Here is a 15,352-nt window from a genome sequence, read left to right on the forward strand (position 1 = left end):
GGTGTGCTGCCTACGCGGGCTGCGACGTGCCCTGCAACCCGAACCACGACGGCACGAGCGCGATCGCGTCGTCGAGCGACGCGAGCACGTGCAGGCTCAGCGCGACGATCTCGGGCGTCGGCGCCTTCAGGTCGGGCACGGTGACGACCGCCGCGCCGGCGCCGGCGGCCGACTGCGCGCCGAAGTCGCTGTCCTCGAACGCGACGCACGCGTGGGCCGGCACGCCGAGGCGCTCGGCCGCGAGCCGGTAGACGGCCGGGTCGGGCTTGCCGCGCGCGACTTCGTCGCCGCCCGCGATCGCGCGGAAGAACGGCAGCACGCCGACCGCGCCGAGCCGCGCGCGGATCACGTCGCCCGCGGACGACGACGCGACCGCGCACGGAATGCCGGCCTGCGCGAGCGCGTCGAGCAGCGCGAATGCGCCGGGTTTCAGCGGAAACTTCGGATGCGGCTCGGGCGCCGCGAGCTGTTCGCGCACGCGGACGCGCACCGCGTCGAACGTAGCGGGGTCGCCGATCAGCCGTGCCAGGATCACCTGGCCTTCGGCGAACGAACGGCCGACGATCTGCAGGTAATCGATCTCGGTCAGCACGACGCCGTGCGCATTCGACACGTCGATCCACGTGTTCATGATGGTCCGCTCGGAATCGACGAGCAGGCCATCCATGTCGAAGAGCGCGGCGGAGAAGGTCATCGGGGGCGTCCGTGAAGCGGGGAAGGCGACGGGCGGCGCGCTGGCCGCCCGAATGAAAAACGGACGCCGAAGGCGTCCGTCCGGAACCGCAGGCCGTTACTTGCCGAGCGCGGCGCGGGCCGCCTTGACGGCCGCACGCACCTGGTCGGGCGCGGTGCCGCCCGGATGGTTGCGGCTCGCGACCGAACCCTCGAGCGTCAGGTAGCCGAACACGTCGTCGCCGATCAGGTGCGCGACGTTCGGCAGTTCCTGCTTCATTTCGTCGAGCGTCAGGTCGGCGAGGTCGATGCCGCGGTCGTCGCAGATCTTCACCGCGTGCGCGACCGCTTCGTGCGCGTCGCGGAACGGCAGGCCGCGCTTCACGAGGTAGTCGGCGAGGTCGGTGGCGGTCGAGAAGCCCTGCAGCGCGGCCGCGCGCATCGCGTCCGGCTTCACGGTGATGCCGGCGACCATCTCGGCGAAGATCCGCAGCGTGTCGGCGACGGTGTCGACCGTATCGAACAGCGGTTCCTTGTCTTCCTGGTTGTCTTTGTTGTACGCGAGCGGCTGGCCCTTCATCAGCGTGAGGAGCGCCATCAGGTGGCCGTTCACGCGGCCGGTCTTGCCGCGCGCGAGCTCGGGCACGTCCGGGTTCTTCTTCTGCGGCATGATCGAGCTGCCGGTGCAGAAGCGGTCGGCGATGTCGATGAAGCCGACGCGCGGGCTCATCCACAGCACGAGTTCCTCGGAGAAGCGCGACACGTGCGTCATCACGAGCGCGGACGCGGCCGTGAATTCGATCGCGAAGTCGCGATCGGACACCGCGTCGAGCGAGTTCGCGCAGATGCCGTCGAAGCCGAGCGTCTTCGCGACCGCGTGACGGTCGATCGGGTAGCTCGTGCCCGCGAGCGCGGCCGCGCCGAGCGGCAGGCGGTTCACGCGGGTGCGGCAGTCGCGCATGCGTTCCGCGTCGCGCGTGAACATCTCGACGTACGCGAGCAGGTGGTGGCCGAACGTGACGGGCTGCGCGACCTGCAGGTGCGTGAAGCCCGGCATGATCGTGTCGGCGTTCTGTTCCGCGAGATCGATCAGCGCGCCGCGCAGGTCGTTCAGCAGGCCGCCGATGCGGTCGATTTCGCCGCGCAGCCACAGGCGGATGTCGGTCGCGACCTGGTCGTTGCGCGAGCGGCCCGTGTGCAGGCGCTTGCCGGCATCGCCGATCAGCGCGGTCAGGCGCGCCTCGATGTTCAGGTGGACGTCTTCCAGGTCGAGCTGCCATTCGAATTCGCCACGCTCGATCTCGCCCTTGATCTGCGCCATCCCGCGTTCGATCGCGGCCAGGTCGTCGGCGCTGATGATCTTCTGCGCGGCGAGCATGTTCGCGTGCGCGAGCGAGCCGGCGATGTCGACGAGCGCGAGGCGCTTGTCGAAAAACACCGACGACGTGTAGCGCTTGACCAGCTCCGACATCGGTTCCGAGAAGCGGGCCGACCAGGCCTCGCCCTTTTTGTGCAGTTGGGACGTCATGGCGATTCTTCGAAGGGGAGTTGGGCGGCTGGGCGCCGCCGAGGGAATCCCGCGATTCTAACATTCGCGACGCGGGCGGCCGGCGCGCGCTACCGCGGGCCGCAGGTCAGCGGGCCGATGCGCGGCAGCGTGCCGTCGTCCGGCCGCCGGTACGCGAATTCGACGGTGCAGTCGCGGCCGCCGCCGGAGATCTGCAGGTGGTTGTTCGCGACGAGGCCGTCGACGAAGGTCAGGCCGTCGTAGCCGACGATCGTGCGCTGGCCGCTTTCGACGTGGCGGACCTCGAGCCCCGGCGGAAGCGGCGTGCCGTCCGGCGCGCGCAGTGCGATCGACGCGGCGCTGTAGCGTGTGATGGCGAAGTGCGCGAGCACGCCGGAGCGGGCCTGCGGCACGACGTCGAGCGTCGTGTCGGCGATCCGCGCGTCGGCCGGCAGCGCGCTGCCGTCGATCGCGACGCGATTGTTCTGGTACGCATTCAGGTCGGGCACCAGCAGGTAGCCGGCCCGGTCCGTCGCGCCGATCAGCCGGTTCTGGTGCAGCACGGGCACGCGCCCCGTGTCGGTCGAGACGAGCGCGAAGCCGTCGTCGACGCGGCGCGCCGTCATCACCCGGCCGTCCATCAGCACGAACGCGCCCGTGACGTCGACCGCCGCGTTGCTGCGCCCGTCGAACGATTGCGCGAGCAGCGTGACCTGGCCGGCGCGGCCGAGATACTGCAACTGGCCCTGCCCGTAGCGCGTGCCCGCGTTGGTGCCGGCCTGCACGTTCCAGCCGAAGCCGCCGCCGTAGTCGGGCGGCCGCGATGCATTGAGCGTGTAGGTCGATTCGCCGTTCTGCCGCCCGGCGTTCGCGGAGACGGACGTGTTGCCGCCGAGCCCGATGCTCAGGCTCGCGAAGAAGCCGCGCGCGTCGCGTTGCCGGAAGTCCTGGAAGCCGCTGAACGCGATCGAGGTCAGCCCGCCGAGATTGACGAGATAAGCGATCGAGCCGATCCGCGACGCGGCGATGCCCGGATACTTGAGGGCCAGATAGCTGAACGACAGCGTTTGCGCGCGCAGGAACGGGAACGATACCGTCACGCGATCGGTGGCGCGCGAGACGGGCACGCCTTCGCGGCTGCCCAGGTCGACGTAGTCGCCGAATGCGCGCAGCGTCTGTGCGTCGATCGAGAAGCGCGACGTCACGTACTGGTAGCCGACGCCCGCCTGCACACCGGTCCTGCCCGGCGCGCTGAGCGCCAGCGACGCGTTCGCCACGCCGCGTTCGCCGAGGCGCGCGAGCACGCCGGCGCCGGCGTTGTAGACGCCGGCCGTTGCTTCCCCGTGCGCTTCGACGGTCAGCCGCTCGCTGATCCCGTAGCGCAGCGAGCCGCTCGCCGCCGGCGTGCGCGCGTAGTCGAACGAATCGGTGCCGTACGCGCGGCGCAGGAAACCGGCTTCGAGCGAATGGCTGACGAGGCCGGGGGCCAGCAGGCGCGTATCGACGTACAGCGGAATCGACGTCGCGATCGAGCGGCCGAGTGCGTCGCGCGTGACGACCGTCGCGTTGCCCGCGCCGGTGATGCCCGGCACGCTGTTGATCACGAACGGCCCGCTCGGCACGTCGCCGCTGAACTGGCGCACGTTGTTCACGTACAGGTCGACCGACGTCGGCACGACCGCGCTGCCGGACAGCGCGGGCACCGGAAACGTGACGAGGTCGGGGCGCAGGCCGAAATTGCTGCGCCACTGCACGCCGCCCAGGCGCAGTGAGCGCGTCCAGGACAGCGACGACGAAATCGTGTCGCCGATCTGGGTCGTCGTGAGCGTGCGGGGATTCGAACGGGTCCATGACGTGTCGTAGCGCACGTAGCGCCGACGGTCGTCGTACAGGTACGCGATGCCGGTGCTGCTGAGTACGCCGGCCGGATCGAAATAGCGCGCCTCGCTCCAGACCGCGAGCGGTGCGCGCGCGATGGTTTGCGCGTAGGCATCGTAGTTCAGCACGAAGCCGCGGCCGGACGTGGCCGGCGGCGCGGCGGCGAGCGCGCGCGTATCGAACGTGTGCGGAATGCGCAGTGCGTCGGGCACGCGCAGGTCGAGCGTTTGCCGGCCGGCGTCGTAAGCGTAGCGCAGCCCCGCGAGCGTATCGAGTGCGACGAGCGTGTTCGACGGTGCGTTCGCGGGGCCGCCGGTCGCGATGCCCAGATCGTTCAGGTCGGCGGAGGCCGCGTACAGTCGCCCGTCGATCTGCCGGAACCGGGCGATCCGGTGCGTCGGTTCGCCATTGAGCGACACGTCGAGATACAACCCGTCGGCTTGCGCCGCGGCGTCGGACACGGCGGTGGGCGGTACCGGCTGCGCGCATGCGGCGAGTGCGCGCAGCGCCAGTATCAACGCCAGCGCGAGCGGCGCGGCGGTGGGCCGGGCCGGGCCGGCGTGTCGCACGGGGCAGTCGGTCCGGAGGGTCTTGCTCGGCGGCGGCACGGGCAACGTCGTGCGATCCTGCTCGGGGGGCTCAGGGCGGCGTCAACCGGGCTTCGACCGGCTGCGCGTTGACGGTCGCCTGGATCTTGACGAAGCGCGTGCCGGCGTCGAGCTTGAGCGGCCAGCGTCGCGTACTGCTCGCGAGCGCATAGCCGAGCAGCCCGCGCGTGATCTCGTGGACGCCGCCTCGCGCATCGACCAACCGGACCGCGGAAATCTGCGCCCGCCGTCCGCCGCGATTGTCGACCGTGAGCTGCATGCCGGTCCCGTCGGGTTCGACGCGCCAGTCGAGGCGCGGGGACGCTTGCGCGGCATCGGGCTCGATGAATACGGGCACGGAATAGCGCAGCCGGATCGTCACGCCGTTGTCGACCGGCGTGCCCGGCGCGGGCAGTTCGTCGATCAGCACGCGATAGCTCTCCTCGGCGGCCGGCGAGCCGCGGCTCGTGCGCACGAGCCGGATCAACTGCTCGGCGTTCGCGTCGATCTGCAGCAGCGGCGGCGACGCGGCGAGCGCGTCGGTCGGCGTCATCACGTCGGTACCGTTTTCCTGCGTCCAGCGATAGGTGCGGACCTGGCCGTAGATCGGCCGGCCGCCCGGGTTGCTGAGCGTCATGCTCGCGGCGGCCGCCGATGGCGGCAGTTCGATCGTCACGGGCGTGATCTGCAGCGTGGCGGCATGCGAGACGGCCGCCGCCCACCCGACGCACAGCGCGGCAAAGGCGCGCGGGAACAATCGCACGGCCCGTCAGAAATAGACGGTGGCGGTGACCGAGGCCTCGTAGGTGTCGGGCTTCGGCGTCGCCTGCGCGGGCACCTGGCCGTACACGTTCAGCACCTGCGCGGAACCGGTGCCGGTGCCGCCGACCGTGTCGGTGCCTTGCGTGTTGCCCCAGATCGTCGAGTGGCCCGAGTCCTGGTAGAGCTGGTAGCCGACCGTCGTGCCGGTATTGCCGGCCGTGGTACCTCCCATCAGCCGGCTGGCGACGGTCGAGCCGGTTACCGCTCCGGCGTCGAGCCCGACGTTGTAGGGTGTCGAGTTCGTGCAGGTGACGGAGACCGTCGTCTGCCGGTTGACCGTCGATGCGAGTACGCCGGTCGTGCCGAATGCAAGCGGGTTCGCGGCGATCGTGCAGTTCGCCTGGATCGTGAGCGTGACGTTGAATTGCGCGGTGGCCGTGCCGTTCGAATAGACTGCGGCAACGGTGACGGGCTGCAGCACCGGCGCGAATGCGAACGTGGCTGCGAGCATGGCTGAAAAAACACGACGTCGGGAATCTGTCATTATGATTGTCTCCTGCCGTTCAAGGGGTCGCCCGGCCGCGGAGTGCCTGCCGCGTGGTCTGTCGCCGGTCGCCGTTACCGCTCTGTCGTTGGTGGAAGACTACTCCACGGGTTCGGTCGCGCGCAATGGAGAAAACGCCGACCTGGCGTGCATTGTCCGGGGAGCGGACGGATTCCATCGGCCTATTTGACATGGATCAAGTAACAGTGCGAACGATCGATGCGCAGACCGATACGATGATGGCGCGGCCCGATCCGCGAACCCGATCGGGCGGACGGTTTTTTTCGGGGAGGCGCATGGCGGATGACCGCTTCGACCTGGCGCGCCGCTGGATGCGCGCGCTCGCGTACCTGCTGCTGGCAGCGGTACTCGGCATGCCGTGGATGTCGGCGCGTGCGGATACGTGCACGGTGACGCCGCCGGTGCCGAGCTTCGGCTCGGTCAGTCCGATCACGCAACAGGCCTATACGACGACCGCGACGATGACCGTGAACTGCACGTGGGACACGCTGAGCCTGAACACCGGCGTGCTCGTGTGCGTGAACCTCGGCGGCACCAGTCCGCGCTACCTGAGCAACGGGACGAACCAGATGCAGTACGACCTGTATCAGGACGCGGGCTACTCGCAAGCCTGGGGCGCCGTGAGCAGCGGCACGACGCCGATATCGGTGACGTTGACGAAACCGGTGCTCGGCACGTCCGCGAGTGCGAACGTGACCATCTATGGTCGCATCGCGCCGAACCAGCCGACCGTGCCGACCGTGAACAACGGCAGCACCGTCTACACGCAGAGTTTCAGCGGCAACCAGGCCGCGTACAGCTACAGTTTTTCGCTGCTCGGCGTGCTGCCGACGCCGTGTGCGTCGCAGTCGACGGCTGGCACGATGACGGTTACCACGACCGCCACCGTCATCAACAACTGCATCATCAGCGCGACCGGCGTGGCGTTTCCGGCGGCAGGCGTGCTGGCGTCGGCGCTGACCGCGAGCGGCTCGATCAGCGCGCGCTGCACGAACGGCGACGCATTCCGGATCGCGTTGAACGGCGGCGGCAGCGGCAACGTCGCCGCTCGCACGATGCAGCGCGCGGGCGGCGGGTCGGTCAGCTATCAGCTCTATCAGGACAGCGGCTTCACGCAGCCATGGGGCGACGGCACCGCCGGCACGTCGATGGCGACCGGCACCGGCAGCGGGTTCGCGCAGGCAATCACCGTGTACGGCCGCGTGCCCGCGCAAGCGACGCCGGCGCCCGGCAACTACAGCGACACGATTACCGCGACGATCAGCTTCTGAGCCGCGCTCAGTCGCGCACCAGCACGACCAGCTTCAGGTCCTCGCGGTGCGCGGGCTTCAGCGTGATCTGCTGGTACACGAGACGGCCGTCGGCCGGATGGTCGAATTCACGCAGCCCGCCTTCGCGCTCGAACACGTCCTGCGACGCCCAGTACTGCGCGAACGCGTCGCTGCCGGCCGTCAGCGCGTCGATCAGCGCGCGCGTCGGCGCGTCGGTCAGGTGGCGGATCGCATCGGCGCGGAATTCGGCCGCGAGCCGCCGCGCGCGGGTTTCCCAGTCGACGATCAGCGTGCGGGCGGCCGGCGCCATGAACGTGAAGCGCAGCAGGTTGCGGTCGTGCTCGCCATCGAGCCAGCCGGAAAAGAGCGCGGCGGCCGGCGCATTCCATGCGAGCGCGTTCCATTGGCGGTCGAGCACGTAGGCGGGCGTCGCGATCGCCGCGACGGTCGCGGCGAGCGTCGGCGGCAGGTCGCCGCCCGCGACGTCGGGCTCGGCCGGGTCGCGCTGCGCGGCCAGCTCGAACAGGTATGCGCGCTCGGCCTTCGACAGTTGCAGCGCGACGGCGATCCGCGCGAGCGCGTCGGCCGACGCCGACACGGGTCGGCCCTGTTCGATCCACGTGTACCAGGTCGGGCTGACGCCGCACAGTTGCGCGACTTCCTCGCGCCGCAGCCCCGGCGTGCGGCGGCGCGGGCCGGGAGGCAGGCCGACGGCCTGCGGCGACAGCCGCTCGCGGTGGGCGCGGATGAATTCGCCGAGCGCGCGGGCGGGCGTGGCGTCGAGTGGCGGGACGGAGGCGGAGGACGGCTGGTTCATGCGGAAACGGCGAAGTGAAGGCGAAAACGCGGCAACGATCAGACAGGTGGATCAAATACCAGAATAACTGCTTAACTTGTACTGGTACACACGCAGGCCTATTGTAGCGGCTCGCGCGCTGGCAGGGCAGCGGGCGTCCCCCACAATGCGATGCACGGGGCCGGATCGGGCGTTGAAGCGCCGGGGCCGGCCGACTGCATCAAGGAAAGGAGCGAACGATGAAACACCACGACCAGGTCGCCGACGCCTTCGGCACGACGGCCGCCGCCTATCTGACGAGCACGGTTCATGCGACGGGCGCCGACCTGCAGACGCTCGCCGACGCGGTGAGCGCGACGCCCGACGCCGCGGTGCTCGATCTGGGCTGCGGCGCCGGTCACGCGAGCTTCGCGGTCGCGCCGCACGTGCGCGACGTGGTCGCGTACGATCTCGCCGCGCCGATGCTCGCGACCGTCGACGCGGCCGCGCGCGAGCGCGGGCTCGCGAACGTCCGCACGCAGCAGGGGCCGGCCGAGCGGCTGCCGTTCGACACCGCGACGTTCGACTGGGTCGTGAGCCGGATGAGCGCGCACCACTGGCACGACATGCATGCGGCGCTGGCCGAGGTGCGTCGCGTGCTGAAGCCGGGCGGCCGCGTGCTGATGATCGACATCGCGGGCAACGATCATCCGCTCCTCGATACGTACCTGCAGGCCGCGGAAGTGCTGCGCGACGCGTCGCACGTGCGCGACTACCGCGCGGACGAATGGCTCGCGATGTTCCGCGCAGCCGGTTTCGACGCGCAGGTGCACAGCCGCTGGCGGCTGCCGATCGATTTCGACACGTGGGTCGCGCGCATTCGCACGCCGGCCGACAGCGTCGCCGGCATTCGCGCGTTGTGGGCGCATGCACCGGACGAGGTGCGCGGCTACTACGCGGTGCAGGCCGACGGCTCGTTCGAGCACGACGCATTGCTGATCGACGCGCACTGAGCGTGCGGCGCGGCGCACGCTGCGCCGTTTGTCGTCGCATGAAAAAAGCCGCGATACGCATCGACGCGTATCGCGGCTTTCGTTATCCCGGCCGGCGCGGAGCGTGCCCGCGCCGCCCGCGGATCAGCCGGTGTTGCGCAGGCCGGCCGCGATCCCGTTGATCGTCAGGTGAATCCCGCGGCGCAGCCGCGCGTTCGTGTCGCCCGCGCGGTGACGCTTGATCAGCTCGACCTGCAGGTGATTCAGCGGATCGAGATACGGGAAGCGGTTCTTGATCGAGCGCGCGAGCAGCGGGTTGGTCGCGAGGCGGCCTTCGTGCCCGGTGATTTCCGCGAGCGCCTGCGACGTGCGTTCCCATTCCGCGACGATCCGCTCGAACACGTGCTTGCGCAGCTTGCGATCGGACACGAGTTGCGCATAACGCGACGCGACCGCGAGATCGGTCTTCGCGAGCACCATGTCCATGTTCGACAGCAGGTTCGAGAAGAACGGCCAGGTCTTGTTCATCTTCTTCAGCAGCGTGACGCGCTTCGTGCGTTCGGCGGCGTCCGGCGCGCCGTCGAGATACGCGCTCACCGCGCTGCCGAAGCCGTACCAGCCGGTCAGCAGCAGCCGGCACTGGCCCCACGAGAAGCCCCACGGAATCGCGCGCAGATCCTCGATCTTGCGCTGCTTCGGGTCCTGCAGCTTGCGCGACGCCGGCCGGCTGCCGATGTTCAGCTCGGCGATCTCGGTGATCGGCGTCGACGAGAAGAAGTAGTCGGTGAAGCCCGGGGTTTCATAGACGAGCGCGCGGTACGCGGCCATCGCCGAGTCGGACAGCGTCTGCATCGCGGCCTCGAACGCGGGCAACTGCGCCGGTGCGTTCGACTGCGGCAGCAGCGACGCCTCGAGCGTCGCGGCGACGACCGTCTCGAGGTTGCGCCGGCCGATCGACGGGTTCGAGAACTTGCTCGCGATCACCTCGCCCTGTTCGGTCAGGCGGATCTGGCCGTTCACGGTGCCCGGCGGCTGCGACAGGATCGCCTGGTAGGTCGGGCCGCCCCCGCGGCCGACCGTGCCGCCGCGGCCATGGAACAGCCGCAGCGTGATCTTGCGCTCGCGGAACAGGTCGACGAGCGCGAGTTCCGCGCGATACAGCTCCCAGTTCGACGTGAGGAATCCGCCGTCCTTGTTGCTGTCCGAGTAGCCGAGCATCACTTCCTGTTCGGCGCCCTGATGCGCGATCAACGCGTCGATGCCCGGCAGCGCGAAGTAGTCGCGCATGATGCGCGACGCGTCGCGCAGGTCGGGGATCGTCTCGAACAGCGGGATCACCATCAGGCTGTTCTTCGCGTCGCGGCCCGGCACGCCGAGCGTGCCTTCGAGCAGGCCCGTCTCCTTCTGCAGCAGCAGCACCTCGACGAGGTCGCTGACGGTTTCCGTATGCGAAATGATGTAGTTGCGCACCGCGCGCGCACCGAACTGCGTGCGGACCTCGCGCGCCTTCTCGAACACGCCCAGCTCGCTCTGCGCGAGTGCCGAGTATTCGAGGTACGGCGAGCGCAGCGGGCGCGGATCGGCGAGCGCGGCGAGCAGCACGCGCAGCTTGTCTTCCTCGGCGAGCGCCGCATAGTCGGCCTCGACGCCGGCGCGCGCGAACAGTTCGGCGACCACCGCCTCGTGGATGTCGGAACTCTGGCGCAGGTCGATGCTCGCGAGATGGAAGCCGAACACTTCGGCCGCGCGCACGAGCGGCGCGAGGCGCGGCGCGGCGAGCGACGCGCCGTGGTGCTCGTCGAGCGACGCGGTCAGCACCTTGAGATCGGCGACGAACGCTTCGGAGTCCTCGTATGGAATCGCACGCACGGGCGGCGCGCCGCGGCCCGCGCTGCGCACCGGCACCGTGCCTTCGCCGAGACGTACGCGCGCGCTCGCGGCGAGCCGCGTGTAGATGCCGATCAGCGCGCGGCGATACGGTTCGTCGACGCGGTGCGGCGACTGGTCGGGCGATGCGGCCGCGAGCGCCTTCACCGCGTCGTTCGCGCCGACCAGCAGGTTCGACACCGACAGCTCGGCGCCCAGCTTGTGCACCTGTTCCAGATAATGTTCGAGGATCACCGCGGCCTGGCGGTTGATCGCCTCGTCGAGCGTCGCCGCGGTCACGTTCGGGTTGCCGTCGCGATCGCCGCCGATCCAGCTGCCCATCTGGAAGAACGCGGGCACGCGGGCCGACAGGCCATGCTCGGCGAGCGCGGCCTCGATGTCGCCGTACAGCGCGGGCAGTTCGTCGAGGAACGTCGCGCGGTAGTACGACAGCGCGTTCTCGATCTCGTCGCCGACCGTCAGGCGCGAGTCGCGCAGCATCCGCGTCTGCCACAGCGCGGTCACGCGCGCGCGCAGCATCGCTTCGTTGTACTGGCGTTCGCGCGCGGTCAGCTCCTGGTCGCGCTCCGCGAGCAGGCGCGCGATGTCGTGCTGCGCATCGAGGATGCTCTTGCGCTGCACTTCGGTCGGGTGCGCGGTCAGCACCGGCACGATCAGCGCATCGTCGAAGAAGCGCTGCAGCAGGCGCTTCGACGCGTTGCCGGTGGTTTTCAGCTGGTCGAGCGCGTACGCGACCGTGCCGGGCTGCGGCGCGGACCCGGCCAGCGCGTGGATGCGGCGGCGGCGGTTGTGGTGGCGGTCTTCCGCGATGTTCGCGAGATGCGAGAAATAGCTGAACGCGCGCACGACGCTCACCGTCTGCTCCGGCGTCAGCTTGCGCAGCTTCTTCTCGAGCGTCTGCGCGGCTTCGCTGTCGTCCTCGCGGCGGAACTTGACCGCGGTCTGGCGGATCGTCTCGACCACGTCGAACACCGTATCGCCTTCCTGTTCGCGCACGACGTCGCCGAGCAGGCGGCCGAGGAAGCGGATGTCCTCGAACAGCGGGCCGTCCTTGTCGTCGCGCGTGCGGGTGCCGGCCTTCGGTGCGACGGCCTTGCGGGCGGGGGCGCCGGCGGCTTTCGTCGCGGGTTTTGTCTGATGTATCGGGTCTTTCGGTTTCGTTGCCGTTTTCGCACGGCCGTTCGCGACGGTGGCGAGGGTGCCCGTCGGGGCGTCGGGGGAGGGCAAGGCAGCATTGCGGCGCGCCGTACGCGCCGATCCGGAAGACTTCACGATGGGTTTCCTTGGGAAAGCTCGAGTCAAAAGGAACTGCGGAAACTGCGGGAACTGCGGTCAAGCAACCAGCTACGTGCGGCACATCCGCACAACGGCGCCGCGACCCGCACGGAGGCAGGCCGGGCGCAGGCTCCGGGCCCGGGCGGGCTGGGGCGTGCGTGCTACCATTGTTCGATCTTCAATCCCGTCCTTCGATGTTCCAGCAATGAATTCCGAGACCCCCGCGGCCGGGCCGCAACAGGCACAGCCGCCCGCGACGTTGACGATTGCTTCGCGCGAGAGCCGCCTGGCGATGTGGCAAGCCGAACATGTGCGTGATGCGCTGCGCAAATTATATCCAGCTTGTGACGTGAAAATCCTCGGGATGACGACGCGCGGCGATCAGATTCTCGATCGCACGCTGTCGAAGGTCGGCGGCAAGGGCCTGTTCGTGAAGGAACTCGAGGCCGCGCTGGCCGACGGTCGGGCCGATCTCGCCGTGCATTCGCTGAAGGACGTGCCGATGGCGCTGCCCGACGGCTTCGCGCTCGCCGCGATCATGGAGCGCGAAGACCCGCGCGATGCGTTCGTGTCGAACGACTACGCGTCGCTCGACGCGCTGCCGGCCGGCGCGGTCGTCGGCACGTCGAGCCTGCGCCGCGAAGCGATGCTGCGTTCGCGTTACCCGCATCTCGAGGTGCTGCCGCTGCGCGGCAACCTCGATACGCGGCTCGCCAAGCTCGACCGCGGCGACTACGCGGCGATCATCCTCGCGGCCGCCGGCCTGAAACGCCTCGGCCTCGAAGCGCGGATCCGCGCGCTGCTCGACGTCGAAGCCAGTCCGCCGGCAGCGGGCCAGGGCGCGCTCGGCATCGAGATCGCCGCGCACCGCGACGACGTCGCCGCGTGGCTCGCGCCGCTGCACGACCCGCGGACCGCGCTCGCGGTCGAGGCCGAGCGGATGGTGTCGCGCGCGCTCGGCGGCAGCTGCGAGGTGCCGCTCGCCGCGCACGCGGTGTGGCGCGCAGGCGAGTTGTACCTGACGGGCCGTGTGTCGACCACCGACGGCAAGCGCGTGCTGACGGCCGAGGAATGCGGGGCGGTCATGACCGTCGCCGACGCGCTCGCGCTCGGCCGCGCGGTGTCCGACGAGCTCGAGGCGCAAGGCGCGCTCGACATCGTCCAGGCGCTGCTCGCGGGCTCGCAGGCCGCCGGCAAGGGCGACGCCTGATGGCGGGCGGCGCGCGCGCGTTCACCGCTGTCCTGACGCGTCCGGACGGCCAGTCCGACGCGCTTGCGGCGCAACTGGCCGATGCCGGTTGCGACGTGCTCGAATTCCCGCTGATCGACATCGCGCCGGTCGACGATCCGGCGCCGCTCGACGCCGCGTTCGCGGCGCTGGCCGACTACGCGCTGGTGATCTTCGTGTCGCCGAACGCGATCGACCGCGCGCTCGCGCGGTACGGCGCGATCTGGCCGAATGCGCTGCCGGTCGGCGTGGTCGGGCCCGGCAGCGTCGCGGCGCTCGAGCGTCACGGCATCGCGGCGCCCGCGCATCGCGTGATCGCGCCGCAGGCGCCGGCCGACGGCGGCGTGCCTCATTACGATTCGGAAAGCCTGTTCGCGAGCATCGAGGCCGCGTTCGGCGGCGCGCCGGCGCTGGCGGGCAAGCGCGTGCTGATCGTGCGCGGCGACGGCGGGCGCGAATGGCTCGCCGAGCGGCTGCGCGAGGCCGGGGCCGACGTCACGCTCGTCGCCGCGTACCGGCGCGTCGTGCCGGAGCCGCGTGTCGGCGCGTGGGAGCGCGTGCACGCGCTGCTCGACGGCCAGCCGCACGCGTGGCTCGTCACGAGCTCGGAAGGCGTGCGCAACCTGCACGAGCTCGCGCGGGCCCACCTGAACGATGCCGAGATCGACGCATTGAAGCATGCGCCGCTCGTGACGCCGCACCCGCGGATCGAGCAGTCCGCGCGCGCATTGGGTTTTGATAGGATTACGCTGACCGGCGCGGGCGATGAGCGCATCGTCCGCGCGTTTCGAACGATGGCCGACGAGGCCGTCCAACCGGCGACAGCCGCACCGGTGACTAAACGCATGACAGATACCAACGATTCCAAAAGCGTCGCTTCCCAGCCGGCCGCTGCATCCGCACCGCCGACCAGCCCCCCTTATCTCGCGCCCGAGCCGCCCGCACGCCGCGGCGGCAGCGCGGTGCTGTGGTTCGTCGTCGTCGTGCTCGGCTGCGCGGCAGGGGTCGGCGGCTACGCGCTGAACCGCAAGATCGACCGGCTCGACGGTACGTTCGTCGCGCGCCAGAAGGCGCTCGACGCGCAGACGGCCGAAACGCGGATGAAGACCGAGCAGGCGCTCGCCAGCACGCACCAGGTCGACACGCAGCTCGCGCAGCTCGACGGCAAGCTGGCCGATGCGCAGAGCGCGCAGCAGGCGCTGCAGCAGCAATACCAGGACCTGTCGCGCAACCGCGATGCGTGGATGCTCGAGGAAGTCGACCAGATGCTGTCGAGCGCGAGCCAGCAGCTTCAGCTGACCGGCAACACGCAGCTCGCGCTGATCGCGCTGCAGAACGCCGACGCGCGTCTCGCGACGTCGCAGAGCGCGCAGGCCGTCACGGTGCGCAAGGCGCTCGCGCAGGACATCGAGAAGCTGAAGGCCGCGCCGGCAGCCGATCTCACGGGCCTCGCGATCAAGCTCGACGACGCGATCGCGAAGATCGACGCGCTGCCGCTGTCGGGCGAGGCGATCGTGCCGCACGCGGCGCCGAAGGCCGCGCCGGCCGACGCCGCGTCGTCGGTCGCCGCCGGCGAGCCGCGCTGGAAGGTGTGGTGGCACGACTTCTCGGCCGGCCTCGGCCAGCAACTGAAGGGGCTCGTGCAGGTACGCCGGATCGACAACGCGGACGCGATGCTCGCGTCGCCCGACCAGGGCTACTTCGTGCGCGAGAACGTGAAGCTGCGCCTGCTCACCGCACGGCTGTCGCTGCTGGCGCGCAACGACAGCGCGATGAAGGCCGACCTGCACGCCGCACAGGCATCGCTCGGCAAGTATTTCGATCAGGCATCGAAGGACACGCAGACCGTCGAGGATCTGCTCAAGCAGGTTGACGGCGCGTCGCTGACGGTCGCGGTGCCGAACCTGAACACGAGCCTGAACGCCGTTCAGCAGTTCAAGAGCCGGGGGTAAC

Annotated in this window: 11 protein-coding genes; 4 read left to right on the top strand and 7 right to left on the bottom strand. The window is 70.0% G+C overall.

All coding sequences use genetic code 11. The annotated features are described in order from the left end of the window. Positions 1-10: 10 nt before the first annotated feature. The 5 genes from H0X95_RS09490 to H0X95_RS09510 all read right to left on the bottom strand — a co-directional run bounded on the left by H0X95_RS09490 (position 11) and on the right by H0X95_RS09510 (position 5,950). Positions 11-694: an HAD family hydrolase gene (locus H0X95_RS09490; protein WP_006484015.1), complete on the bottom strand. Its 684-nt coding sequence runs from the start codon at positions 692-694 to the stop codon at positions 11-13. Positions 695-790: 96 nt separating this feature from the next. After that, positions 791-2,200 (bottom strand): argininosuccinate lyase, encoded by a 1,410-nt coding sequence (gene argH, locus H0X95_RS09495; RefSeq protein WP_006484010.1) that lies wholly within the window; start codon positions 2,198-2,200, stop codon positions 791-793. Between the two features lie 89 nt (positions 2,201-2,289). Further along, a complete protein-coding gene (locus H0X95_RS09500; RefSeq protein WP_059721422.1) occupies positions 2,290-4,626 on the bottom strand; it encodes a fimbria/pilus outer membrane usher protein in 2,337 nt (778 codons plus the stop codon). Between the two features lie 70 nt (positions 4,627-4,696). After that, positions 4,697-5,407: a fimbrial biogenesis chaperone gene (locus H0X95_RS09505; RefSeq protein WP_006484014.1), complete on the bottom strand. Its 711-nt coding sequence runs from the start codon at positions 5,405-5,407 to the stop codon at positions 4,697-4,699. Between the two features lie 6 nt (positions 5,408-5,413). Continuing rightward, positions 5,414-5,950: a Csu type fimbrial protein gene (locus H0X95_RS09510; RefSeq protein WP_006484009.1), complete on the bottom strand. Its 537-nt coding sequence runs from the start codon at positions 5,948-5,950 to the stop codon at positions 5,414-5,416. 296 nt (positions 5,951-6,246) lie between these two features. Here H0X95_RS09510 and H0X95_RS09515 point away from each other — a divergent pair, with 296 nt between their 5' ends. After that, positions 6,247-7,242, top strand: a complete 996-nt coding sequence (locus tag H0X95_RS09515; RefSeq protein WP_012492815.1) for a Csu type fimbrial protein — start codon at positions 6,247-6,249, stop codon at positions 7,240-7,242. 7 nt (positions 7,243-7,249) lie between these two features. On the opposite strand, the gene H0X95_RS09520 is transcribed toward H0X95_RS09515, so the two are convergent. Beyond that, entirely contained in the window at positions 7,250-8,059 is an 810-nt protein-coding gene (locus H0X95_RS09520) for a helix-turn-helix transcriptional regulator (protein WP_006492931.1), read from the bottom strand. 218 nt (positions 8,060-8,277) lie between these two features. On the opposite strand from H0X95_RS09520, the gene H0X95_RS09525 reads away from it, so the two are divergent. Next, positions 8,278-9,030, top strand: a complete 753-nt coding sequence (locus tag H0X95_RS09525) for a class I SAM-dependent methyltransferase (RefSeq protein WP_006497169.1) — start codon at positions 8,278-8,280, stop codon at positions 9,028-9,030. Positions 9,031-9,153: 123 nt separating this feature from the next. Here the strand turns inward: H0X95_RS09525 and ppc are convergent, their stop codons facing one another. After that, positions 9,154-12,168, bottom strand: a complete 3,015-nt coding sequence (ppc, locus tag H0X95_RS09530) for a phosphoenolpyruvate carboxylase (RefSeq protein ID WP_059721378.1) — start codon at positions 12,166-12,168, stop codon at positions 9,154-9,156. Positions 12,169-12,376: 208 nt separating this feature from the next. On the opposite strand from ppc, the gene hemC reads away from it, so the two are divergent. Both hemC and hemDX read left to right on the top strand, forming a co-directional pair. Next, positions 12,377-13,381, top strand: a complete 1,005-nt coding sequence (gene hemC / locus H0X95_RS09535) for a hydroxymethylbilane synthase (RefSeq protein ID WP_012492813.1) — start codon at positions 12,377-12,379, stop codon at positions 13,379-13,381. Then, complete coding sequence (hemDX, locus tag H0X95_RS09540) at positions 13,381-15,351, top strand: fused uroporphyrinogen-III synthase HemD/membrane protein HemX (RefSeq protein WP_012492812.1); 1,971 nt, start codon at positions 13,381-13,383, stop codon at positions 15,349-15,351. Before hemC ends, hemDX begins: the two co-directional genes overlap by 1 nt. Position 15,352: the final 1 nt, after the last annotated feature.

Source organism: Burkholderia sp. 9779_493, assembly GCF_015712215.1.
In the GTDB taxonomy this organism is placed as follows: Bacteria; Pseudomonadota; Gammaproteobacteria; order Burkholderiales; family Burkholderiaceae; genus Burkholderia; species Burkholderia cenocepacia.